The 24603-nt window shown below is 38.7% G+C and carries 16 protein-coding genes and 3 pseudogenes; 11 read left to right on the plus strand and 8 right to left on the minus strand.

The window, feature by feature from the left end; all coding sequences use genetic code 11:
• From ACFINH_RS06755 to ACFINH_RS06775, 5 genes are all read left to right on the plus strand, one after another.
• A partial coding sequence (locus ACFINH_RS06755; protein ID WP_375632464.1) for a BID domain-containing T4SS effector occupies positions 1–867 on the plus strand: 867 nt, incomplete at its 5' end.
• 342 nt (positions 868–1209) lie between these two features.
• A complete protein-coding gene (locus ACFINH_RS06760; protein WP_375632465.1) occupies positions 1210–2058 on the plus strand; it encodes a BID domain-containing T4SS effector in 849 nt (282 codons plus the stop codon).
• Positions 2059–2412: 354 nt separating this feature from the next.
• Positions 2413–3594 (plus strand): BID domain-containing T4SS effector, encoded by a 1182-nt coding sequence (locus ACFINH_RS06765; protein ID WP_375632466.1) that lies wholly within the window; start codon positions 2413–2415, stop codon positions 3592–3594.
• A 304-nt stretch (positions 3595–3898) separates the two neighbouring features.
• Complete coding sequence (locus ACFINH_RS06770) at positions 3899–5863, plus strand: BID domain-containing T4SS effector (protein WP_375632467.1); 1965 nt, start codon at positions 3899–3901, stop codon at positions 5861–5863.
• Between the two features lie 317 nt (positions 5864–6180).
• Positions 6181–9426 carry a BID domain-containing T4SS effector gene (locus ACFINH_RS06775; RefSeq protein ID WP_375632468.1) on the plus strand — a complete coding sequence of 1082 codons (3246 nt, stop codon included), beginning with the start codon at positions 6181–6183 and terminating at the stop codon, positions 9424–9426.
• A 228-nt stretch (positions 9427–9654) separates the two neighbouring features.
• Here ACFINH_RS06775 and ACFINH_RS06780 read toward each other — a convergent pair.
• A pseudogene (locus ACFINH_RS06780) lies at positions 9655–9899 on the minus strand (integrase); the annotation flags it as partial.
• Positions 9900–10211: 312 nt separating this feature from the next.
• Here ACFINH_RS06780 and murJ point away from each other — a divergent pair.
• From murJ to ACFINH_RS06800, 4 genes are all read left to right on the plus strand, one after another.
• Positions 10212–11783, plus strand: a complete 1572-nt coding sequence (gene murJ, locus ACFINH_RS06785; RefSeq protein WP_273790944.1) for a murein biosynthesis integral membrane protein MurJ — start codon at positions 10212–10214, stop codon at positions 11781–11783.
• A 60-nt stretch (positions 11784–11843) separates the two neighbouring features.
• Entirely contained in the window at positions 11844–12914 is a 1071-nt protein-coding gene (gene trpS / locus ACFINH_RS06790; protein ID WP_375632469.1) for a tryptophan--tRNA ligase, read from the plus strand.
• Positions 12915–12976: 62 nt separating this feature from the next.
• The gene (locus tag ACFINH_RS06795; RefSeq protein WP_375612177.1) at positions 12977–13468 is read left to right on the plus strand and encodes a universal stress protein; all 492 of its coding nucleotides are present in this window, start codon (positions 12977–12979) and stop codon (positions 13466–13468) included.
• 59 nt (positions 13469–13527) lie between these two features.
• Positions 13528–14106, plus strand: a complete 579-nt coding sequence (locus tag ACFINH_RS06800; RefSeq protein WP_375612176.1) for a NifU family protein — start codon at positions 13528–13530, stop codon at positions 14104–14106.
• A gap of 449 nt (positions 14107–14555) precedes the next feature.
• On the opposite strand, the pseudogene ACFINH_RS06805 reads toward ACFINH_RS06800, so the two are convergent.
• The 3 genes and pseudogenes from ACFINH_RS06805 to ACFINH_RS06815 form a co-directional block, all read right to left on the minus strand.
• Positions 14556–14636, minus strand: a pseudogene (locus tag ACFINH_RS06805) (DUF4102 domain-containing protein); the annotation flags it as partial.
• An 874-nt stretch (positions 14637–15510) separates the two neighbouring features.
• Positions 15511–15846: a zinc ribbon domain-containing protein YjdM gene (locus ACFINH_RS06810; RefSeq protein ID WP_375632470.1), complete on the minus strand. Its 336-nt coding sequence runs from the start codon at positions 15844–15846 to the stop codon at positions 15511–15513.
• A 1077-nt stretch (positions 15847–16923) separates the two neighbouring features.
• Entirely contained in the window at positions 16924–18552 is a 1629-nt protein-coding gene (locus ACFINH_RS06815) for an alpha-D-glucose phosphate-specific phosphoglucomutase (protein ID WP_375632471.1), read from the minus strand.
• Positions 18553–18769: 217 nt separating this feature from the next.
• On the opposite strand from ACFINH_RS06815, the gene ACFINH_RS06820 reads away from it, so the two are divergent.
• A complete protein-coding gene (locus ACFINH_RS06820) occupies positions 18770–19294 on the plus strand; it encodes a peroxiredoxin (RefSeq protein ID WP_375632476.1) in 525 nt (174 codons plus the stop codon).
• An 881-nt stretch (positions 19295–20175) separates the two neighbouring features.
• On the opposite strand, the gene ACFINH_RS06825 is transcribed toward ACFINH_RS06820, so the two are convergent.
• The 4 genes from ACFINH_RS06825 to pyrF all read right to left on the minus strand — a co-directional run bounded on the left by ACFINH_RS06825 (position 20176) and on the right by pyrF (position 23978).
• Positions 20176–20709 (minus strand): replication protein, encoded by a 534-nt coding sequence (locus tag ACFINH_RS06825; RefSeq protein WP_375618298.1) that lies wholly within the window; start codon positions 20707–20709, stop codon positions 20176–20178.
• Positions 20710–21298: 589 nt separating this feature from the next.
• The gene (gene hisS / locus ACFINH_RS06830) at positions 21299–22783 is read right to left on the minus strand and encodes a histidine--tRNA ligase (protein ID WP_375632472.1); all 1485 of its coding nucleotides are present in this window, start codon (positions 22781–22783) and stop codon (positions 21299–21301) included.
• Between the two features lie 42 nt (positions 22784–22825).
• Complete coding sequence (locus tag ACFINH_RS06835; RefSeq protein WP_375632473.1) at positions 22826–23074, minus strand: hypothetical protein; 249 nt, start codon at positions 23072–23074, stop codon at positions 22826–22828.
• 58 nt (positions 23075–23132) lie between these two features.
• Positions 23133–23978 (minus strand): orotidine-5'-phosphate decarboxylase, encoded by an 846-nt coding sequence (pyrF, locus tag ACFINH_RS06840; RefSeq protein ID WP_375632474.1) that lies wholly within the window; start codon positions 23976–23978, stop codon positions 23133–23135.
• 476 nt (positions 23979–24454) lie between these two features.
• Between pyrF and ACFINH_RS06845 the strand changes: the two are divergent.
• Positions 24455–24603 (plus strand): annotated as a pseudogene (locus ACFINH_RS06845) (DUF3792 domain-containing protein); the annotation flags it as partial.

A 24603-nucleotide genomic window follows, 5' to 3' on the forward strand; every position in this document is an offset into this window, starting at 1 on the left:
CCAAAAACGATCTATGCTCCCAAAAAGCCACTAGGAAATCCCTATGACAGACTTGGTGGGAGACCGAGTGATGGGCGACGCACCGACAAACTCGTAAACCCCTATTCAATAACGGATCTGGCGGCACAAGGTTGGCAAACACCCTACGACACAGTTGGTGGAGGTGCACAGGGTGGACGACATCCCCAAGAACCAGAACATCTCTATGCAGAGCTTGAAGTTGGTGAAAATGGTAGGCACTCTCCCCAAAGATCACTCGAATCTGTCTATACAACGGTTGGCATGGGGGCTGAAGGCGGGCAAGAGTCTGAACAACTAGAAAATCCCATCTATCAAGGCGTTGGCGGAGGCAGAATCTCCCCTCCCAGAACCCCAAAAGATGTGGTTACAACAAAGCTTTTACAAAACACAAGCTTTCAATATGGTGTAAGAGAAATCCAAGAGCGATGCAGAGTTGTTTATGGAAAAGAACATGCTTTGAATGGACCACTTGCGAAGATCCTTGATGATCCTCAGGGTGCAGAAAAAGTCTTATTGGAGCTTGCAGAAAATCCTGAAAGCGCTGGTAAGCTTGCAGGTCACAAAATACTTGGTGTAAAATCTCCAAGCCGCAGAGAAGCTGAAGATGAGTTTACCCACCTTTGCTCAGCTCTTGAGAGACATATACATAATACACAAAAGCTCCATAAACAGTTTACACGGGAGCAGGAAAGAGAAAGAAGTCAAAGACACGAAAGTCCAGAAAGAGACCCAGAACACAGACATCACCACCATCATCATCACGCAAGAGGACGAGAATACAATAGTCCAGAGCCCAGCCCACAACAACAAAGACATGGAGAAAAAGGAATGGCTTTTGCCATGTAAGGGGAGCATAAACATAAAAACAGATAGTTTTTGTTTTTCATGTAATCTTTTTTTCAGTGAGTTTCTTGGTGCAAATCATTTTATCGTGATTGCACCAAGGGTTGTTTTAAAATATTACAAAAAATAGTTCTAAAAAAGAATCCTATAATTTATCATAACTTATTGATAAAATTTCATAAAAAAACTGTATAAAAGACATAAATGTTCATTACATATCAATATGAATAGCGCAAAATCTTTGGAGGTCATTCGGTTGGATATCTTCCTTATATAAAAGTTATCAAAACTAAAAGTGGGGAATGCACCAAAGAGGTTTTCTAAAAATATTGAAAGGAAACATGTATGAAAAAACATCATCCAAGCCCTTCTGCAAATCCAGAAGCCCTCTATGCAAAAGTTAATAAACCAACCAGAGGAAACCAGCGCGGTCCAACCCCAGAAGAGGAAGTTCTATACGCATCAGTTAGCACCTCTTCCCCTCTTTCAAGAGACAGACATCATGCTCAAAGGAGTGAAGATCCTGAAACCGACTATACAACGGTTGCTTCTCCAAGACACGAAACTGATGTTCTATACGCATCAGTTAGCAGCGTTACACCTTCTTCAAGAGGTAAACATCAAAGGACAGAAGATCCTGAAACTGACTATACAACGGTTGCTTCTCCACAACAAAGAGGAAGATCTTCATCTTCCCTCACAGCTGATCAAATAAGTGTCATGCTTTTAAAAAATCCACACGTCCAAGCACATGCAGAAGAAGTCATACACTGGAGTAAAATTGTTTATGGCGATGATACGATTTTCCAGCAGCACTTGCAAGGAATACTTACAGATCCCACTAAAGGAAAAGACCTTTCAAATCAACTTGCTGAAAATCCTGAATCTATACATAAACTTGCTGGCCGCTCCACACTTGGCTTAAAAAATCAAACACGCAAAGCAGCTGAAGATGGTTTTAGATCGCTCGTTGATGCCGTTGATGGTTATACAAAGGCTGTACAAGACGCAGCAACAAGACTATCGCAAACCCCTCTAGCGGAACAAAGACGCCATCAAGAAAATTCTCAGCAAGTTGAGAGACACCATCATCATCATCGTCATCATCACACAAGAGGACAAGAACACAATAGTCCAGAGCACAGCCCTCAACGACAAAGACACGGAGAAAAAGGAATAGCTTATGCCATGTAAGGGGGCATAAACATAAAAACAGATAGTTTTTGTTTTTCATGTAATCTTTTTTTCAGTGAGTTTCTTGGCGCAAATCATTTTATCGCGATTGCGCCAAGAATTGTTTTAGAATGTTACAAAAAATAGCCCTAAAAATGGCGCCTGTAATTCATGCCGACTATTGATAACTTATTGATAATATTTCACAAAAAAACTGTATAAAAGACACAAATGTCCATTAAGCTGATTGCAAATAGCGCAGATCTTTGGAAGCTCATTCAGCTCGATATTTCTTTTGTCTCAAAGCGATCCAAGCATAAAAGGCAAGAATGCACCAAAGAGGTTTTCTAAAACAATTTTTGAAAGGAAACATGCATGAAAAAAAAACACCCTCATCCTTTTCCATCCTCTTCAATACAAGAACTTATAAAGCTCTATGAACAAGCGGCGGCAGAGGTCTCAGGCGCAGCAGCCCCCCTTCCTAAAGAAACGCCTTCAAAAAGCAAAAGACTGTCATCCATACCGGAAGAAGCTGAAACGACACACGCAACAATTCCTTCACAAGTTACCCAGAGGGCAACAAGAGTTATCTCAGAGGAAGAGATCATTCTATTGCTTCCACACCATTCATTGGTTCGAACCTATCAAGAAGAAATCCAACGTTTATCCGCAAGTGCCTATGGTAACCCAAACATTTTGCAAGAACAAATGCAGGAAATTCAAAGAGATCCCGCTGCAGGAGAAGAGCTCTCATGGCGCATGGCAGCCTATCCTGAAAGTATCGCTAAACTTTCCGGTACCAGCGCGCTGGGCTTCAAAAGTCGAGCACGTAGACAAGCGGAAGAGAGTTATTCCGCTCTCAGTGTCACTGTTGATTGTTATACAGAAGCTGTAAAACAGGCAAGAGAGAGCCTCTTACAATCTCCAGAGCAAGAACTCAAAAACTATGAACGCTTCATGGGGAAGGAAGCCGTCGCTAAACTTCTGCAAAAACCAGATCATCGCGAAAAAGAAACGCTTTCAGAGACAGAAATTTCTACCAAAATTCACCAACATTCAAAAGTCAGAAGACACCATGCCCAAATCAAATATTGGTGCACTGTTGTTTTTGGGAACGCAAACATTTTGCAATCACAAACAGAAGAGCTTTTCCAAAACCCTGAAACAATAGAACAGCTGGCACAGCAACTTGCCGGAAATCCTCAGTCTTTTAACAAATACACTGGTCGTAACTTTTGTGGCTTTAAAAATAAAGCACGCAGACATGCTGAAGCGGGTCTTTCTCACCTCATTGACGCCGCTGACAATTATGCAACAGCTGTAACACAAGTAAGAGAGAGCCTTTCAAAAACTCAGCAGGCAAAACAAGAACACAATGAAGCATCTTCTGACAGAACGCAAAATTTGCATCAACAACAAAGCGTCTCACAGTCTGCTCAACGCCCTGAGCCTTCAATAGTAACGCATGAAGGAGCAACACCCTCTACGCAACAAAGAGAAACAGATATTCGTCCTCGCAAAACTGCCGCCCCAAAAGCGATGGCTTTTGCCAGCTAAACAGACATAAGTTTTCACGTTGAATCTAACGTCTTGGCGCAACACAGGAAAGAGGTGTTTGCGCCAAGAAAGAGAGAAAATTGAAACACAATTTATTTTTCCGTCCCTTAACCCAAACACTGGAGAAAACAATCTTTAGAGAATGATTATGATCTGAGCCAAGAGAGTCAAATCATGCAAAACCATTCAGTTTCATATCCTCTCTCATAAAAGCAAATGAAAAAGCATAAAACAGAATAAAAACCAACGTACATTTTTAAATAGTATTTAAAAACAATATTGGAAGAGTTTGAAAGGAACATGCATGAAAAAAAGAAATCCCTCCCCTTTTATCACCGAAATGATGGAAAAATTTCAACAACCGGCTGAACAATCCCCCACCAGAACCCCTCCTTCCCAAGTTTCTCAAAGTTTGCCAAAAGCAACTGTAGAAAAACGCCCAGAAAATTTATCCCCCCACCCAAAAGTTGCTCCACCACCTCCCCCACGTATGAAAAGCCCAATGCAAACCAGCACAATGCCTCCTAACGCCAAAAACCAAGAGACGCCTCCCCCACAAAAAAAAGCAGCCCCACAAAGACCCCCGCGTGCAAAAGAGAGGCAACAACATAAACCAACAGTTCAAGAGTCCCCCTCCCTACAGACAAAAGTGGCTCCGCCCCTTCCTCCACGCATGAGAGAAAAAACACAAACCGGCACAACAATCTCCAACTCAAAAAACCAAGAAAGCTCCTCCACGCACACAAAAGCAGCTCCACAAAAACCTCCGCGTGCAAAAGAGAGGCAACAACATAGACCAACAGTTCAAGAGTCCCCTTCCCCGCAAAAAAAAATGGCTCCGCCCCCGCCCCCACGTATGAGAGAAAAAACACAAGCCGACGCAAAAATCCAAAAGCATGAAACCCAAGAAAGCCCCTCCACGCGCATAAAAATGGCCCCACAAAGACCACCGCGTGCAAAAGATAGAGAACAAAACAAACCAACTGCTCAAGAATCCCCTTCTCTACAGACAAAAGTGGCTCCGCCCCTTCCCCCACGCATGAGAGAAAGAGCACAAAACGGCACAAAAATTCAAAATCCTGAAACACACGAACCAAGTGTTAGACCCAAAACATCATCACATATGAAAGTCAGGCAGCAAAGCAGTTCATCATCACAAGACAGTGGAACATATGCCGTCCCGCCTTCAAGAAAACCGCACCGTATGGAAAACAGAAAACAAAGCGATACTGTCGTCCCAAAAACTTCCTCTACACACACAGCAATTGAACAACCAAAACCGTCTCACGAACAAAAACCATCTATTAATACAATGGAAAGAGAGCTATTGCTCGTAGCATATCAAGAAGAAATACGATTTTTGAGCGAAAAGGTTTATGGCGACCGACTTATTTTAAATGAAAGAATAGAAGCAATCAAAGAAAACCCCGATATGGGAGAACAGCTCTTATGGGATGTTACAGAACGGCCTAAGTCTATTTCTAAGCTTGCTGGTAGAAAAGTTCTTGGCATAAAAAACCATGCGCGCAGAAAAGCTGAAGAAACTCTTCCCACCCTATGTGCTGCCATTAACGGTTATGTGTATACTTCAAAATATACAAAAAGTGAAAATATTTTACAAGGTTCTCACACGGAACAACAACATCAGCGACAAACACAAGAGGAAGAGCTAACAAATCAACATTTACAAAATCCGCTCAATTCAGAAAAGAAAATAAAGCCTCTCTCAAATGAGGAAATTGCCCGCAGAGTTCAACAAGATCCATCGGTTCAATATGGTCAAAGAGAGATCCAATATTGGTGCCAAATTGTTTATAAGGATCCATTTATTTTGCAATATAGAATAGAAGATATGCACAAAATTCCAGAGATGGGAGAAGAGCTTGTATTTCAAATTGAAAAGGATTCTGCATCTGTTGCTCCACTTGCTGGTAAGCAAGTCCTTGGCATAAAAAATGGAGCACGCAAAGCCGCTGAAGAACATCTTCCTACTCTTTGTACCGTCATTAAGGAGTATGCTGAAACTGTAAAACAGTTAAAAGAAACCATTGTGCAAAACCATCAGGCAGAACAACAAAAACGTCATCAACCGCCTACCGATCTCGATAAAAAATTACAAAAGCAGCAAAGCTTATCGCAGCCTCCAAAGCTGCCTGAACGCTCAACAGCAAAGCGGCATAAAGAGGTTACAGCAACTTCTAGACAAGAAGACCAGCCGCATGTTCGACCGCGCAGAGCCGAAACATCAAAAGCAATGGCTTTGTCGTGATAAATCTCCTAATTGTTGGCTTTTTATCCAAAACTTTGGTGCAATTATCTTGCCAAGATTGCACCAAAGACGGTGTGTGAAATACAGAAAACTTTGAATAAGACACCCCATTATTTTACAGAATTCATTGATAAAATTTCACGATAATACTTCAAAATTATAAACTTTAACTTTGTTCCATGCGAATAAGGTCAATTTTTTCAATCATTCAAATAGGCATTCTTCTTTGAAGAAAACGCTATGAAAATAACATAAGGCAAAAAATGTAAACAAAGAAGATTTCAAAAAATAATGTTACCATTTGAAAGGAAATATGCATGAAAGAAAACACAGAACATTGTGCCTCCTTTACACAGGAAGAATTGCAAGAACAACACTCTGTAATTAATGCAGCCATTTCAAAGCAAATCAATGAAGAAGCGCAAAATTTTTTCTACCCCAATAGCAAAGTGCTTAAAAATAAATACCGCATCAAAGATAAAGAAATATTAAAAGAATGCTGTTCTAATGATGTAAAAAAAGAAATGATAAAACTGCACCAAGAACCTCTACCAGAGCAGTTTAATGCCTCTTATCTAAAATACCTTCATCAACGCCTCTTTTCCCGTACATTTGAATGGGCCGGACAAACACGCCAAGAGCCTTTTACATTTGAAGATGGCTCTGTTGCTTCTATGCCCATTTTGAAAAGAAAAGAATTTACAAAACCTTTTGCGATTGGCAGAAAAATACAGGAGGGACTAGAAAAGTTAGATAAAACGCTTGCTGAAAAGAATAATTTACAAGGCTTAACGCGCGAAGAATTCGTTGAACAAGCAGCTAGTATAATGATAGATTTGCACCACTTGCATCCTTTCAGAGAGGGTAATAGGCGCACAAAGAGACTGTTTGTTGAAAAACTCTCTCAAGCAGCAGGACATGAGCTAGACTTTTCTCTTGTGAGCAAAAAACGTAAAGACTTTGTCCGCGCCGCTGCCATGGAACATGGCAACCCAGAGCCTATGAAGCATCTGCTTGAAGATATCTCAAATCCAGAAAAATTGCTCCTCTTACGAGAATTCACCAACTCTATGAGAGAGCTTGGATTGGATGAAAAAAATTATTATCTCGCTGTCGTTGCAAAAGAAGGAGAAACCTATCATGGTACCTATAGAGGCAGTGGACCCAATGGCTTCATGCTTGATGCCAACGGGATTTTCATCTTGGGAAATAAAAAAGATCTCACCCCAGAGCAAATACAGACATTAAAAATCGGTGACGCCCTCTCCTTTACAGCACCAAAAATTCAAAACCCAGAAAAAACCCAGCAAAAAACATTGCTTCCAGAAGAAAAAGAAGAAAAAAGAGCCACTCTTAAAAACGATGAAATAACTGAAAAGAGCAAAGACAACGCATCCATTCAAACAAAGAAAAAGGGAAAATCCTATTTTTCACCATGGATTGCCCCTCATACTTTACATGACAGCGTTGAAGCTATGCCCAAAAGTTTGCAAGAACAAGAAAAAGAACAAATGGCACAACCAATTGCTCAATCTGCTTCCGCTATGAGGCAAATGCAAAAAGATTTTCAAAAAAACATTTTACAGAGCAGTAATACAGCGACAAATGATCCAATATCTGTCAAAATGACAAAGGAAACACGCTCTGATCATCAAGAAATAGAAAAACAGCCCCCCAAAAAAGCAATGGCATACTGGGATACTGGTACAAGAAAAACGAACACCGTCCCTCTCACCTTACAGGAGAAATTATCATCACCGCCTGAAACCGAAGAAAATAAGACAATGTACCGTAATTTCTTTTGCCCTAATAGTATCACCTTAAAAAATAAATATGGTATAAAAGACTATAAAAAATTAAAAGTGCAATGTGCCCATGATACAACAAAAGCAATCATTCATCTACGCCAAGAAGCGCCACCGCAAAAACTAACTTCCACATATCTCCAATATATTCATCACACCCTATTTAAAAATACTTTTGAATGGGCCGGACAAACACGCGAAAAACCATTTACATTTGAAGATGGTACCGTTGCTTATATGCCAATGATGAAAAAAGCTGGTATTTCTTTTGCCTCAGCAAAACAGATACAAGAGAGACTAGAAAATTTAGATAAAATACTTGCTGAAACGAATAGTTTAAAAGGCTTAACCCGCGAAACATTTGTTGAACATGTCACTGAAATGTTGATACAGCTCAACTATACACATCCTTTCAGAGAAGGCAATGGACGCACGCAACGAATGTTTTTTGAAAAACTTGGGCAAGTTGCTGGCCACACACTCGACTTTTCTCTTGTAACAGAAAAACGTATGAATCTTGCCAGCATTGCATCGCTAAAACATAACGATAAAGAAGAAATGAAACATCTGCTTGAAGATATCTCAAATCCAGAAAAAATACTTATTTTAAAAGAATTCATGGACAGTATGAAACATATCGGGCTTGAGAGTATTCATCATCATCTTATTATAACAGCAAAAGAAGGTCATACCTATAAAGGCTTTTACAGAGGCAGTGGACCCAATGGCTTTATGCTTGATGCTAACGGAATTTTCATCTTGGGAAATAAAAAAGATCTCACCCCAGAGCAAATACAGACATTAAAAATCGGTGACGCCCTCTCCTTTACAGCACCAAAAATTCAAAACCAGCAAGAAGTGCTTATCCCCGCACAAACAATAGCCCCCCTTACCAACAATGAAATTGCCACAAGGATAAAAAACAACGCATCCATTCAAGCAAGAAGAAAAGAAATAGAAACTTTGTGCCAAATCATTTATGGCAATCGTCATATTTTGCGGGAAAAAATTGAGATGATCCATGAAAATCATACTGAAGGAGAACAACTCACCTATCAAATTACCACCTCTCCCCAATCGATTTCTAAGCTTTCTGGTAGCAATGTATTTGGCATAAAAAACAACGCGCGCGCCCATGCTGAAGAAAATATTTTGCCCCTCTGTAGAGCCATTGATCGTTATATCAATATTTCTAAACAAACAGAAAGAGACATTCTCCATACCCATCATGTAAAACAAAGGCGGTGTGAACAGTCGGTAGAAATGCCTAAGGCTTGGATGAAAAATCTCCTTTCCTTGTCAAAAGCACAACAGCAAGAAATGTTATCAAACTCTCCTGAATTAAGGGGGGAGATAAGGACTTATATCAAAAAAATCAATGAGCGCTTATCTTCAAACGAGCATGAAGTTATAAAAGAAAATAATCCTGAAAGACTTGCGAAGAGTCTTGGCACATCAACCATCAAAGCAAAAGAGATTATGGAAATAGTCAAGCAGATAAAAGAGATAGAACCGCATATACAACCCATATATTTTTATAACCATAAATTCGATGAGCGCTTCGCACCAAACCAGTATCAATCTATCCAGCATCAATCTATAAAGAAAAACAATGAAAAAAAATGTTCCAACACCCTTGATAAAGAAGCAATTAAAGTGCAAAAAATGACACAAAACGTCAATCAGAGTCCCAAAAGACAAGAAAATATTCAACCTCACAAAACGGCGCACGCAAAAGCAATGACAATGAATGTCTAAAAGGTTCATAAACTTTAACTTTTTCTCCCCCTCTGGTAAAAATGATAGCCTTTACCCCCCTGCCTTCATCGGCAAATCAATTGCACCTCAACGAGAATAGAAATCTGAACAGGAAAAATAAAAGGATCAATCATTTTTGAAAATGATAATGAATCACTTTCATTACCTGTTGTGCTAAAAACAGACAAAATGCTGTTGAAAGATCATATCTTCCTATCCTCTTGTTTATGTAATCTCTAAAACGGGAGGGCAGACAAATTTTGGGAGAACATAAAGTCGTAAAAGTAAAAACCAATCACCAGCTTTACCATCACCTTTTAGCTCAGCCTTACGACTTTTTAAAACATCTAAAGCGCTGTTTTTTTTAATAATGAATAAATAATGGAAATTGCGTATTGCTCCACGCTTTTATTTTATTTGCGTTCTTTAATAGGGTCACACCCCTCACATAAAACAGAACGGTATTGGGTTGCACTATTCACGACATCACCCATAGAGAGAAATTATCATTATATATCCCTTCAAACTGTTATGATATCACTCGCATATTTCAGTTTGAAAAAGAAATTTTAATTATTTTATGGCAACAATAAAAATTTTAATACAACAGTAAACAAGGAGCATAAAAAAGTCTTCAAGCACCATTGTTGACAGAAAGATAAACACCGTCGTAAAACGCTTTCAAAAAGTATCCTTGATTAGGATAGAGATCAGATTTTTACGATTTAAAACGCTTTATTTCTCCTGTCATCGCTTCTCTTTTACAACAAAGCTGATATATCTTTATGACATTGATTAAAAAAATTGCAACAGTTGCTTCCGGAACCCTCATGAGCCGTATTTTTGGCTTCGTACGCGAAATGCTTATGGCAGCAGCCCTAGGGACAGGTCCTGTTTCTGATGCCTTTAACGCTGCTTTTCGTTTTCCCAACACATTTCGTCGTTTTTTTGCTGAAGGTGCCTTTAACGCTGCTTTCATTCCTCTTTTTGCAAAAAAAATCACTGAAGAAGGTCACGAAACGGCATGCAAATTTGCAGAAGAAGTCTTTGGTGTTCTCTTTTCGCTGCTCTTACTGTTAACGATTGCGATGGAACTGAGTATGCCTTTTTTGGTACGAACCATTATTGCCCCAGGTTTTACCGAAGATGCAACAAAATTTAACGCTACAATTCACTTTACTGCAATCATGTTTCCCTATTTAACCTGCATGTCGCTTGCTGCCATGATGGGGGGTATGCTTAATGCGCTGCGACGCTATTTTATTGCCGCCATTGCCCCACTCTTTTTAAACATTATTCTGATTGGTGTGCTTGCCTATGCTTGGATCTATAAACTTGACGCTTGGCATATCGGCTTAAATCTCTCTTGGGGTGTATTGGCAGCAGGGCTTCTTCAACTCACCTTAATTGCCCTTGCTTTGCGTCAAAGTGGAATGAAAATTTCCTTCCGCCAGCCCCATTTAAGTCCTAATGTTCGTAAGCTATTAACTTTAGCATTCCCCGCAGCCATCACAGGTGGCATCACGCAAATTAATTTGCTTATTAATACCAACATTGCTTCTAGTCAATCGGGTGCTGTCTCTTCTTTGATGTATGCTGATCGTCTTTATCAATTGCCTTTAGGCGTAATTGCCATTGCCGTTGCAACCGTTCTTTTACCAGAGTTAACACGCGCTTTGCGGAGCAAAAAGCATAAAGAAACCCACCATTTACAAAATCGCTCTATTGAATTAACATTGTTGTTAACACTTCCAGCATCCATTGCTTTTTTGCTGCTCTCCACTCCCATTGTCAGTTTGCTCTTTGAACGAGGACAATTTACCAGTCAATCAACACACCATGTTGCACAATTACTAGAACTTTATGGATTAGGACTTCCAGCTTTTGTTCTTATTAAGGTCTTTATTCCTAATTTTTTTGCCCATGAAGATACCAAAACACCGATGATTTTTACAGGTATTTGCGTTTTCATCAATATCAGTCTCGCCTTAACATTATTTCCTATTCTATCTGCACGAGGCATTGTTATTGCTGAAATTACCTCTGGATGGGCCAACACCCTTTTGCTGTGGAGTGTCCTTATCAAACGCGGTTATTGGAAATACGACTTCCAACTGATAAAGCGAATATTATGTCTCATGATGGCAACTCTTTTGAGTGCACTAGCCCTCTATTACGGATTGAATGTGTTTGGTTTTTTGTCTTTTCCTTTATCCTCACAAGCATCATTTTTCTTGCGCGCGATCACCTTAGCTGGGATCATGATTGGCATATTTTTGATCTATTTTAGTGCCTATTTTTTATTCAACACCCGTTCCTTTTTTCACACGCTTAAAAATTTGAAAAAACGCTCATAATATCTATACTTTGTCAAAAACAATAAAATGAATAACCTTAATTGAAGAAAGAGCACTCCTATGGATACCTTCACACCACTTGTCTTTTCCGGCGTACAACCGAGTGGTCATTTACATCTTGGCAATTATCTTGGAGCCATTCAGCGTTGGGTTGAACTGCAAAACTCTCATCACTGCCTCTATTGTGTTGTGGATATGCATGCGCTCACAGTCAACCCAGATCCCCTTACTTTACGCGAATCCACCAGAACAGTGACAGCAGCTTTTTTAGCCGCCGGTATTGATCCTCAAAAACACATTATTTTTAACCAATCACGTATTTTTCAACATGCTGAACTCGCCTGGATTTTTAATTGTGTTGCCCGTATCGGCTGGCTTCAACGCATGACACAATTTAAAGATAAAGCGGGAAAAGATCGCGAAAAAGCATCCATCGGGCTTTTTGCCTATCCCACTTTGATGGCTGCTGATATTTTAGTCTATCGTGCAACGCATGTTCCAGTAGGCGAAGATCAAAAACAGCATGTTGAACTCACACGCGATATTGCACAAAAATTTAACAACGACTATGCACAGCGTATTGCCGAATTAAATTTTGGCATCTCTATGCAAACAGATGAAGAAAAAAGACAAGGCTTTTTTCCTCTTCCAGAAGCACTGATTGGAACAACAGCCACACGCGTTATGTCTTTGCGCGATGGGACGAAAAAAATGTCAAAATCAGATCCTTCAGATTTTTCACGCATTAATTTGACCGATGACGCTGATCTTATCGCAAAAAAAATACGCAAAGCCAAAACGGATTCGGCTCCACTTCCCGATACCCTTGCCGCTTTAAAAGAACGACCAGAAGTAGATAACCTGCTTGGTATTTATGCCGCCTTTGCCAAAGTTAGCAAAGAAAAGATTCTTTTAGAATTTTCTGGTCAACAATTTTCGCATTTTAAAACAGCTCTAGCCGACCTTGTTGTCCATAAGCTTGCCCCTATAACAGAAGAATTACGTCGCCTTCATCAAGAAAGCGGTTATATCGACTCTGTTTTGCATGATGGCGCTAAACGTGCTAGTATGCTCGCAGAAGAAAATATGAAAAAAATTCGTGAAATTATTGGATTTTTGCAAGATACATAAAAATAATAAAACTAAAAACTGTAGAGAGCAAAAAAATCGTTTGTACAAAATAGAGAAAGTGCATGATTTCCAAACCCCAAAATCCGAAAAAAGAACCAAAGAAAAAAAACTTAGTTATTATCGATGAAACACCAGAGTGTCGGCGTGCCGTTGCGTTTGCCGCACAGCATGCCCAAAATACCAGTAGAACATTGGTATTACTTTGTGTCGTTGATAGTGTAGAATTTCAACATTTTCTGGGTGTAAACAACGTTATGCGTACAGAATCAAAGCAAAGTGCTCATAAAATATTAGGAGACATTGCCAGTGAAGTCCGCACCACCCATGCGCTTGAAACAGAAATAGTAGTGCGTGAAGGAAAAAAAATTGATGAGATTTCTAAACTGATCGACGAAGATAAAAGGATTGCACTGATTGTTTTAGCAGCCAGTGGACATACAGAAGGACCAGGACCCCTTGTTCAATTAATCGGGAATAAAGGAACAGCTTTTTCAATCCCTGTCATTGTTATTCCTAGCAATCTTGCCGATGAAGATATTAGATCTATTGCCTAAAAAATATAATATTCTACAATGTAAGATCTTCCCAATCCTTCATTATAAAAGGAGAATCTATGTTTATTCAAACTGAAACCACCCCAAACCCTGCAACACTTAAATTCTTGCCAGGACGCGTGGTTCTTTCTGAGGGCGTATTAGAATTTCGTGACCGTGAAGAAGCAGCTAAAAACTCACCTTTAGCGGCTAAACTGTTTAATATTCCCAATATCAATGGTGTTTTTTTAGGCTATGATTTTATCACCGTAAGCAAAAAAGAAGGGGAATGGCAACATCTTAAGCCCGTCATTTTAGGCACAATTATGGAACATTTTCTATCCAATGAGCCAGTGATCACCACCAACGCTACAACACAAGCACAAACCCATGCCCTTAACGAAGAATTTTATGACGAAAAAGATGCTGATATTGTTTTAACCATTAAAGAGCTCCTTGAAACACGTATCCGCCCCGCAGTTGCCAACGATGGTGGAGATATTACTTTTCGTGGATTTGAAAATGGTATTGTTTATCTCAATATGCGCGGCTCCTGCGCTGGATGTCCCTCTTCAACGGCAACCCTCAAACATGGTATTGAAAATCTTTTACGCCATTTTATCCCTGAAGTTTTAGGCGTTGAAGCCATGCCACAATAAATATTGACCTCAATAGGTAAAATAACCACACCGATTGCCCCTCTTCAACAGCGCTCAAACATGGAATGTAAAGATCTTACGTCATTTTATTCCTGAAATTTTAGAAGTAAGCTATGCAGCCATAAAAATAGAGTACTGTTAAAAAAATCTGTCCAATAATGATACCTTCACTCACCTTTCACCTCCACATATGCCTTAAAAAGATTTCAAAGCCCCCTTTAAGAAGCATAAGTTATTTCAACAAACCAATCCGTACACAGAAGTACAATGCATGGGTGTGCACTTTAAATTTATTTTATCTCATAATCTTGTCATGCAATTTTAACGAGGAAAACACGACCTCGTTACAAAAAAAGAAAACCCAAAAAAGAAAACATTGTACGATAGAGTGCTCATTTGCTCTATCTTTCTCAGTGCTTCCAACGACAAATCACGCAAAATACTTCTTGTAGCAAGCCGGTACCATCATCATATCTGCCAGCCCCTAATGATGCGACAGCTCTTTCATTAAGACGATTCATAAGAGTCATTTTTAATCCTTTCTTTCCTCATTTTTACCCACACGCCAGCCCCGCGTGTGGTGTGCAAGCAAGTGATTTTAATTGATTCAACATGGAACAGATTTGAAATGAGAGAATCCCACGTTATTCGGGGTTCTAATTCAATATGAATAACGCTAATTTATTATTATAAATCAATATGTTGTAGCAGCAAGTTGACAAAGATCATATTTTGCAACTTGAATGAGAATTCTGACATTTTTCTTATTTCAATTCTGTTTTTATTGCATCAATCAAAATCGTCCGCTTACACAGCACAAACTGGATAATAATAAAAACTATTTTTAATAGCTCTTATGTACACTTTTATAAGAGACTGTTGCAGCACTAAGAGCTGGAAAATGAATGACTGTACGACCTTATCAAGGTCATAGCGTCCTTTTTCCATTCTTAAAATCAAGAATTTCCTCTATCATTTTCAATCTCATTTCCATAAATATGACGCAAAAGGTGTAACTACCCATAAAAAATAAATACATTGAAGCCAGATCTATTATGGTTGTTTGAGAAATTATCTGATAAAAAATGAGAATATTTTTTCAATTCAGCAGGAATAAGTTTGTCTACTTTACGGCGTTGTTTTTCTCATAAAACGCACACTTTTATTGTTGCTTATGAGTCAACATCCAGTCCCCTCATAACCGCATATTAAAAGAAAAGAAAGAGTCGCTATTTCTCTGCGATACATGGCTTTGCAATAAAGGAAAACATATTGCTCCTATCTGATTGGTGTAATCTATGAAACAAGAAAAGAAGCCCATTGGAGAAAAATATGCCCAATTAGAGAAGAATGTAAAAATAGAAAACCAACGAAATGCAAAAACAATTGCAAGAAGATAAATGCCTAAACTTTTTTCACAAACTCCGACTTTAAACTCATCTGACCGATCCCAGGAATTTTGCAATCGATATCATGATCCCCATCCACCAAGCGAATATTCTTTACCTTCGTCCCCCCTTTTAAAACAGATGAAGCGCCTTTTACTTTCAGATCTTTTATCACCATAACGGTATCTCCGTTTGTTAAAATCTGACCATTGGCATCATAAACAGTATTGGCAAGAACCGTATCATCGTTTTTTTGTGGCCATTCATGTGCGCATTCAGGACACACAAAATTTTCACCATCTTCATAAGTATAAAGACAATCACAACGAGGACATTTGGGATATTGGGTCATAAATTCCCCTTTTAAAAGAAAAATCATTCATTATGACTGGTCATAAAGCAAGAAGTGCTTATTGTCCATTATTTTAGAAAAATGTTTCCCTTTGTTTCAATCCTCATCTGCCAACTGTGTTCATGAATGCTATCATCACATACTATACACAAGTTTATAAAAATGATTGATCATTATACAACTCAAATAACCCCCTCGCATATCATAAAATTTACTCACTGCATTCTCTCTAATAAATTAATCAAAATCATTTTCTTATACATCACCAATGCAATTAACGAATGGATAACAAAACAATTAGAAAAGGAACATCTCTGAATAAAACGTTCTCAGAGAGCTAAAAACTATTGCAGCATTGAGAAACAAGAAAATGATGTCCCCAACTTAACCTTTTATTTAAGTAAAGATAACAGTCATAATATTAGATAATAGACTGATTTATAATCATAGTTAATGGTTTTGTATATTGAATGAGAGCCGATAAATAAGCTGAGATTCTCTCAACCCCTTTTACATTGAAACAACCAAAGCCTTTTGCATGTTACAAGTAGGAAAAGCCGTGTAAAACGATTATCCAAAATACTAAATACTCTCAAATATAAGAACCAACATTGAAAGCGGGCAAAGTGAATAATGGTGCCGTCTTACTCTCTCATAAGCGTAAAAATGGTGCTGCTCAATGGATGGATGGCCGGTTATCCCTTTCAAAGCAACACGCATAAGATGCGTTTTTAGTGTCTTGAGAGAGAAGATTCTTTAAAACAAACATATGAAATGTGCAACAATGATCGTATTTTGTTTTGTATGAGAAACATTCCCCTATTAAACAAAAATTGCTATCAAGCCATTGAGCAAACCCATTGGACATAAATGATCCGATTATGCTCGATTATAATTTCCTACAGCATTTAGTTTTAAGAATCCGGCAGTTTGAGGAATCCGATTGATATGTAAGGGAGGAAAAAACAAAGAGAGCTTGAAAATGGAAGATCTCCCTTATGCACATAAAATCACACCCCTAAAATCACATCCATGTGATCAATCATCATACCTTTACAAAAAAACATTCCAATGATCTTAGGTGATAATATCAGGACGATCTCGCCCCAATGCTTGTTGTATGTTTAACAGTTTTAGTGCCACCTGTTGCAAAGGTTTAAGAACGTCTTGCGGATTAAAATTGTGTTTGCGCGGATCACTTTCATACTGTTCAAAATAAAGTCGTAAAGTAGCACCTAGCGTCCCTGTTCCCGACAAACGAACCACCAACCGTGCTCCATTCTCGAAAAAAATACGGATACCTTGCCGCGTGCTAACGCTCTGATCAACGGGATCATGATATGTAAAATCATCTGCTTTTTTGACGAAAAATCCAGAAATTTCAGTTCCTGCATGTGGTAAGTGCGCACGCAAATGCTCTAGTAATGCCAAGGCTTTGTCTGCTTCGACTTCTTCATAATCATACCGTAACGTGTAAAAACGCCCATAGGTGGACCAATGCTGTTGAACAATCTGTGCGACAGTTTTTTCTGTTACCGCTACAAGATTTAACCAAAATAGGACAGCCCATAAACCATCTTTTTCGCGGATGTGATGAGAGCCCGTTCCAAAGCTTTCTTCACCACAAAAGGTTACTTTTCCCGCATCCAAAAGGGTTCCAAAAAACTTCCATCCCGTTGGCGTTTCAAAAAAATTTAATCCGTGTTTTTCCGCAACTAGATCAGCAGCACGCCCCGTCGGCATAGAGCGCGCTATCCCCACAACACCTTTTCGATATCCTTTAATAAGGTGTGCATGTTCAGCCATAATAGCCAAAGAATCCGAAGGCGAGACAAATTGTTGACGACCAATAATGAGGTTACGGTCTCCATCACCATCAGAGGCGGCGCCAAGATCTGGTCCTTGCTCTGACATCAATAAATCATAAAGATCCTTAGCATAAACCAAATTGGGATCTGGATGACCGCCTCCAAAATCTGGCAAAGGAATACCATTAACCACCGTCCCTTCAGAAAATCCTAAGCATTTTTCAAAAATTTCATGGGCATAAGGCCCTGTTACCGCATGCATGGCATCAAACCGTAAAGTAAGACCTCGAGCAACAGCCTTGGCAATACAGTCAAAATCAAAAAGCTCCTGCATCAAAGCAACATAATCAGCGACAGGATCAATAATATCAATCCGCATGGCTCCCATAAAGATCGTACCTTGCCTATCTAAATCAATATCTGGTGCTTCAAGAATTTTATAAAAAGAAAGACGTTGCGATGTTGCAAAAATAGCATCACATAAAGAATTAGGAGCCGGTCCACCATTGGAAACATTGTATTTGATACCACAATCTCCCTCTGGACCACCAGGATTATGGCTTGCAGAAAGAATAAGTCCACCATGGGCATGAGTTTTACGAATAAGATGCGAAACAGCAGGTGTAGAAAGAATACCGCCCCTTCCCATTTTAATACAAGAAACACCATGCGCCGCCGCCATCTTCAACACAATCTGAAGAAGAGTACGATTAAAAGTGCGCCCATCCCCCCCAAGAATCAACATTTTTCCTTCAAGAGGCCCAATATTATCAAAAAGAGACTGTATAAAGTTTTCTACATAATGGGGTTGTTGAAAAACAGACACTTTTTTGCGCAAACCAGACGTTCCCGGTTTTTGCCCCTCAAAAGCCGTGGTTAAAACTGTCTTTATGGTCATATCAATACCTTTATATTCTTTCCTATAATTTTAAGGTGAAGAGTATCCAAAGTCGACCATTAATTCTACTTGACGGAAGTGTGAAATATTTGCACACTCGTTAGAAGTAAGAATTTTTAAAGAAGCCCTTTTATTTAAAACGCTTTTTGCCATATGTTTTTAAATACGAAGGCTGTTTTAAAACAAAATTTTCGTAAAAGAATACAGGAGCATCATGATGATGAAAAAAACAGTTCCCAATGTAACATTCCACACACGCGTACGCGATGAATCAGTGGATGGAGACAATCCTTATCGGTGGCAAGAAGTTAACAGCGATGCTTACTTTAAAGGAAAGCGTGTTATTCTTTTTTCTCTTCCTGGAGCTTTTACCCCTACTTGCTCAACCTTTCAGCTGCCTGATTTTGAAAAACTCTATGATGAATTTAAACAAGCGGGTATTGATGAAATTTATTGTCTTTCCGTCAATGATGCTTTTGTCATGAATGCTTGGGGAAAAGCACAAAATATCAAAAACGTGAAATTAATTCCCGATGGCTCTGGTGAATTCACACGCAAAATGGGTATGCTGGTTGCAAAAGACAATGTTGGTTTCGGCATGCGATCATGGCGCTATGCAGCTGTTATTAATGATGGTGTGGTTGAACAATGGTTCGAAGAAGCAGGTTTTTCAGATAATTGTGCAACAGATCCTTACGAAGTTTCTTCACCACAACATGTTTTAAAAGCCTTGAAAAGCTAATTCCCCCAATCGTCTATTTAAACAAAATTTTACGACACAAATTTCCTGAGCAGGAAAATTTGTGTCGTTTACTTTTTACAACATCTATTCGTGAAAGCAGACACGATAAGTTGAGTGTACGCTTCTGTGAAAAAAGATTACAGCAATAATTTTTTCAATAAATATTTTATGTTTTAACTGCTTTGAAAAAACTTGAAAAATTGCTGATGAAAAATCTGGACCCGTTGTGGAGCTAAAAAATCAAAGAGTTAAAAGCTGTTGCACGCTATCAAAAAATGGGGATGCAATTGCCAAATGCGCAAATTCATGCAAAACTCTCTCAGAAACATCAAGGACTAACGTATTGATGAAATATGCAAGATCAATGCTAAATTTCTCATACTGAGAAAAACTTTATATCGAACAATACTTTAATTTATAAAGATAATTTATAATTTTGCATATTGAATGAGAGGAGCCGAATATCATAAGATTGTTTTATTTTATCCCTTCTTATATTGAATCCCTTAAAACTATTTTCTTGCTCATTAGCAAGTGGGATTGGCATATGAATAAACGATTAAAAAGAGTAAAAATACCTCTCGTAAACGCGCCAAAATACAAGAGCTATGAACATCATTACTGCAAAGTTCACAAAAGTACCAAGAAAGAAAATACAGATCAAACATTTGTTTGAAGAGGTGCACAGTTCAAATTAACTTATGTCTCATAAAAAGAAGAAAATATGGCATAAAAACCGCTCTGCATAAAGAACCATTCATGGAGAATATTAAATCAAAACAGATCCCGCAAACATTCCAATTCACATACCATAAACAGACTCATTGCTGTTCTCATAGCCATTTATTCTAAGCTTTTATTTTTCTCTAAGAGAAAAACGGTTAAAGGAGTTGTTTATTCGGGTATTCTACCGTAAAGTGTGCTTCTATCTCTTCCTCTTCATCGAACTCAAAATCTTCATCACATTCAGGAAGACCAAAAATATCTGGATTGATGAAATAACAATCTTTTTTTGTCCCCTTCGCTACAATTTTATTTGTTTCTAATTCTTTGATACCTTCTTTAAAGCTTTCAAAATTAAGATATTCTGGTTCTTGAATTGAAAGATCGCAAGTCAAAAATTCTTCAAGAATATCATGATCCAATGTTATCTGATCAAACCATAAGTCCACATCATCCCCCTCATCTAACATTTTCCCTACCTGCCACAACATCACAAAAAATGCTTTCATACCACTAAATGATAACCCAAAAATCATACGCCGACACGACGAGGCGCCTGAAAAGGTAATTTGCGGAAGATCTTCAAATCCGAAATTTGAAGGAGGAAGTTTAAATGATTTTCCAATATTCTCAGGTCTTTCAAGAATAAAGGGATTTCGTTCATAGAGCAGAGTAAAATCATATTGGACCATTTTCATTTCTCCGTTAAAGAATTGACTTTATGAAAAATGCATATTATTAGTAAGTTACCATCATGGCAGCTTACAATTCATCCAAACATGCTCCTGTAAAAAATTGTTCGATTTAAGTCATTCCATTGTTTTTTGAAGCTTAAAAAGTCTTTTAGGATAAAACGCTCTAGTTCTCCCTCCTTTTGCAATAAGGCTAGATTTTGTAATGTCCAAGAAGAAAACATCAAAGGATTTGATACTCATAGATGAGAATTCAAAGATGAAGCCAATATGAACTTGTCAATATTTTTATAAACTTTTGCAGAAGCGTTACGTGAAACCCTTTAATTTTCTCAGAGTTTTTGTTCGTTACAATTTTTTTTCTCATTTTAACGCATTATCATCGCATCCTCAGAAGGGCACGTTTTATAGCAAATAGCGCTTATTTATCTCTTAAAAAATCTCTCTTTTATGCCACACGCACTTCAAAACCCCGCTTTTGAACGCGTGCACCAACACGTATAAACGAGCAAAGCACAAATTTTAAAAATTGAATTTCAAATTTCCAAAATATTTCGAACAATCACTTCGATAAAGACTTTTACCATTATCATTTTTGGGCGGCTAAAATATCCTGTACTGTTTTGACCAATTGATCTTCATCAACCGTCACTTGTGCTGGTCGACTTTCACGCCATGTTTGATTATCCTTAATTTCATGAGACAAACGCGCCCCTTCAATCAAATCTTTAATCTGTATTTTTCCGCTCTCACGTTCTTGAGAACCTTGGATAACCACACAAGGCGCTTGGCGTCGATCTGCATATTTCATCTGCGCTTTTATCCCCGATGCCCCCAAATAGAGCTCAGCACGAATTCCCGCACCACGCAACTGCATCACCATTTTTTGATAACCAGCAACCGCCTCTGGCTCTTTATCCATCATCAGCACCACAACCGGCCCTGTTGTCTCCTTCATAGGCAACTTTCCAAGATTTTGCAAAGCAGCGATCAAGCGCGAGACCCCGATTGAAAAACCTGTTGCTGGAATGTTTTCACCACGAAAGCGTGCCACCAATCCATCATAGCGCCCACCACCACCAACGGAGCCAAAAACAACTTTCTGCCCATCATCATTGAAAACATCAAAAAGCAACGTAGCCTCAAAAACAGGACCTGTATAATAATCCAGTCCACGCACCACCGATGGATCAATCTTGATACGATTCTGAAAGCCATTTGCGGCAAAAATTGCTTGCATTTCCTCAAGCTCACGAATTCCCTCACGCCCTTGAACATGATCACCAACCACTTCTTTAAGAGCCTCAAGCGTTTCTTCTGCTGTTTCAGCTCCAGCAGCAGTTAAGGTAAGAATACACTCAATCTCTTTATCCTTAAGCTCCGCCCCTTTTGTAAAGTCACCACTTTCATCCAAACGCCCTTTTCCCAAAAGCAGACACACCCCTTCAGAACCAAATTTATCCAGTTTATCAATTGCTCTTAAGACAGTTAAGCGCTTTTCAACCTGCTCATTTCCCCCCAAACCAATTTTCTCTAAAACGCAATCGAGAATTTTTCTGTTGTTCAGACGAATGGCATATTCATGATGCTGAAACCCTAGTTTTTCCAAACTATCAGCTGCCATCATACAAATTTCGGCATCAGCTGCTACCGTTGGTGTTCCAACAATATCCGCATCAAACTGCATAAATTGCCGAAACCGCCCTGGACCTGGTTTTTCATTGCGAAAAACAAAGCCAAGACGATAACTGCGATAAGGCTTTGGCAAAATTTCAAAATTCTCGGCAAAATAACGAGCAAGAGGCGCGGTAAGATCATAGCGCAAAGACATCCATTGCTCATCATCATCTTGTAGCGAAAAAACGCCCGCATTTGGACGATCTGAATCCGGTAAAAACTTACCCAGCACATCTGTATATTCAAAAATTGGAGTTTCTAGCGCTTCAAAACCGTAAAGTTCATAAACTTCACGAATTTGCGCAATCATTGTTTCAGTTGCATACAACTGTGCACTTGTACGATCAACAAACCCACGGGGTAAACGGGCTTTGGTTTTTTCTTGTTTTGATGACATGTTTTTCTCTAACAACAATATATATTCACCGATAACGTGTGTCTATCTTATAGAAACAAACGCTGCAATAACTTTATCAACTGGAAACTGGTAACAATATGCATAAGCTTTTGCTTTTAAAAGATGCAAACCTTTACCCTTAAGGCAATCTACTGAAAATATTTGTACTTTCAATAGGAACATAGCCTCCCGCTCAACATGAAATGCCCGCTTAACATTCAATGAAAAGACATCTGTGCTAGTTGAAAGAAACCACAAAGCAACTGTTGATTCTGGATAAATCGGAAACATCCCCCTCAAAAGCCCTCCCTCTCAAAATTCTTCAGATTTATTACAGATGCAAAAATCCTCAAGACATCAGTGTGCTTTGCGCTTGTTCTGCAAAATGATTGATAACATTTTTTAAATCAACAATATTTCGTCCAGCATCTGTAATAGAGCGTGATACAGAGGGAATAACATTCTGCCAAAGTCTTTGTGGAAATTGATTTGCTAATTGTGTCATTGTTCCACCTTGGGCGCCAATACCCGGAACGAGAAACAGACTATTGTTTAACTGCTCGATTGTGTCTTTTGATTCAGATCCTAATGTCGCTCCTATAACCGCACCTATGGGGCCAATATTATGATGGAGAACCGAAGACTGACTATTATAATCACAAATACACTGTGCAAGATGAAGAGAGAGTGTCTGATCACCAATAAGCGCATTTCGTATTTGTTTTCCCTCTGGATTAGAAGACTGAACAACCACAAAAACCCCTGCTCCTGTTTCTTCTGCAACCTTTATCAGAGGAATAAGAGCATCAAAACCCAAAAAAGGATTAACTGTCATGGCATCAGCTTTGAACGCACTGCTTAGACCCAGCCAAGCTTTACCATAGGCTTCAGCAGTAGAGCCAATATCCCCCCTCTTTGCATCCGCCAGAACCAATATGCCTTGTTCGTGTGCATTTTCAATCAGTTCTTTGAGAGCTTGAAGACCTTCCACACCATATAATTCAAAAAATGCGACTTGCGGCTTTATAATCCCTACTTTACCAACAACTGCTGTTAAGAGAATATCACAAAAATCTTTTAGACCTTTATAATCAAAGCTTAGTTTCCACGATTGCAAAACTTTATGGCTCGGATCAAAGCCAATACAAAGAGGTCCATAGATTTCACGATTTTTAAAAAAAGTTGAACGAAACATTTTATATCCTAACAAGGTCTCTCTTTAAACTTTTTGATACAATCAAAAAGAAAAGCATTTGTCAAAAGAATACAATAGCGAAAACACAAAGAAAGAGCTCTCTATACAAAATGTGCTTTTATTTATGAAACATAAATATATTCCCATTCGTAACGCTTATCATATGTTTATCGACCAAGACGTTATCATGAGATAAAAATTCAAATTTATGAAAGAATATAAACAAAAAAGCATCCATATAATGACCTCATAAAGCCCTATAGGCGTACCTTGTCGTTTTCACCCCCTTTTTTATGATCAACAAAAACTCTCTATGAACGCGCTTTAAACAAAATTTTCAAAAGAAAATGTCCCACCATGATGATCTCGATCTTAACTTTAGATTTTTCCTATTCCTTTTTAGCTGCTCTATATCCCTTTTGGAACATAATTAGCAAAAAGGCATTGTATCTCCAGCATATTCAAGGAGATAAAACATGGAAACTCGCATTCCTGAAAACACACCATTCGATACGAATTTTCTAGGAGAAACGTCTCTAGAAGAAAAGTATTCACTCTTTCACACACCCATTTCATGGTCCGCAATCTTTGCGGGACTGGTGACGGCTCTTGCCACCTCAATCTG

The sequence above is a fragment of the Bartonella sp. AA74HLJMH genome (genome assembly GCF_042197045.1).
Lineage (GTDB): Bacteria > Pseudomonadota > Alphaproteobacteria > Rhizobiales > Rhizobiaceae > Bartonella.

What these genes read in the sequence shown, in the direction of transcription:
- pyrF (WP_375632474.1), bottom strand. Translation starts at nt 23,978, where the DNA reads ATGTTTCGTTCAACTTTTTTTAAAAATCGTGAAATCTATGGACCTCTT.
- ACFINH_RS06815 (WP_375632471.1), bottom strand. Translation starts at nt 18,552, where the DNA reads ATGACCATAAAGACAGTTTTAACCACGGCTTTTGAGGGGCAAAAACCG.
- ACFINH_RS06775 (WP_375632468.1), top strand. Translation starts at nt 6,181, where the DNA reads ATGAAAGAAAACACAGAACATTGTGCCTCCTTTACACAGGAAGAATTG.
- hisS (WP_375632472.1), bottom strand. Translation starts at nt 22,783, where the DNA reads ATGTCATCAAAACAAGAAAAAACCAAAGCCCGTTTACCCCGTGGGTTT.
- ACFINH_RS06765 (WP_375632466.1), top strand. Translation starts at nt 2,413, where the DNA reads ATGAAAAAAAAACACCCTCATCCTTTTCCATCCTCTTCAATACAAGAA.
- ACFINH_RS06795 (WP_375612177.1), top strand. Translation starts at nt 12,977, where the DNA reads ATGATTTCCAAACCCCAAAATCCGAAAAAAGAACCAAAGAAAAAAAAC.
- ACFINH_RS06800 (WP_375612176.1), top strand. Translation starts at nt 13,528, where the DNA reads ATGTTTATTCAAACTGAAACCACCCCAAACCCTGCAACACTTAAATTC.
- ACFINH_RS06810 (WP_375632470.1), bottom strand. Translation starts at nt 15,846, where the DNA reads ATGACCCAATATCCCAAATGTCCTCGTTGTGATTGTCTTTATACTTAT.
- ACFINH_RS06820 (WP_375632476.1), top strand. Translation starts at nt 18,770, where the DNA reads ATGATGAAAAAAACAGTTCCCAATGTAACATTCCACACACGCGTACGC.
- ACFINH_RS06770 (WP_375632467.1), top strand. Translation starts at nt 3,899, where the DNA reads ATGAAAAAAAGAAATCCCTCCCCTTTTATCACCGAAATGATGGAAAAA.
- trpS (WP_375632469.1), top strand. Translation starts at nt 11,844, where the DNA reads ATGGATACCTTCACACCACTTGTCTTTTCCGGCGTACAACCGAGTGGT.
- ACFINH_RS06825 (WP_375618298.1), bottom strand. Translation starts at nt 20,709, where the DNA reads ATGGTCCAATATGATTTTACTCTGCTCTATGAACGAAATCCCTTTATT.
- ACFINH_RS06835 (WP_375632473.1), bottom strand. Translation starts at nt 23,074, where the DNA reads ATGTTTCCGATTTATCCAGAATCAACAGTTGCTTTGTGGTTTCTTTCA.
- ACFINH_RS06760 (WP_375632465.1), top strand. Translation starts at nt 1,210, where the DNA reads ATGAAAAAACATCATCCAAGCCCTTCTGCAAATCCAGAAGCCCTCTAT.
- murJ (WP_273790944.1), top strand. Translation starts at nt 10,212, where the DNA reads ATGACATTGATTAAAAAAATTGCAACAGTTGCTTCCGGAACCCTCATG.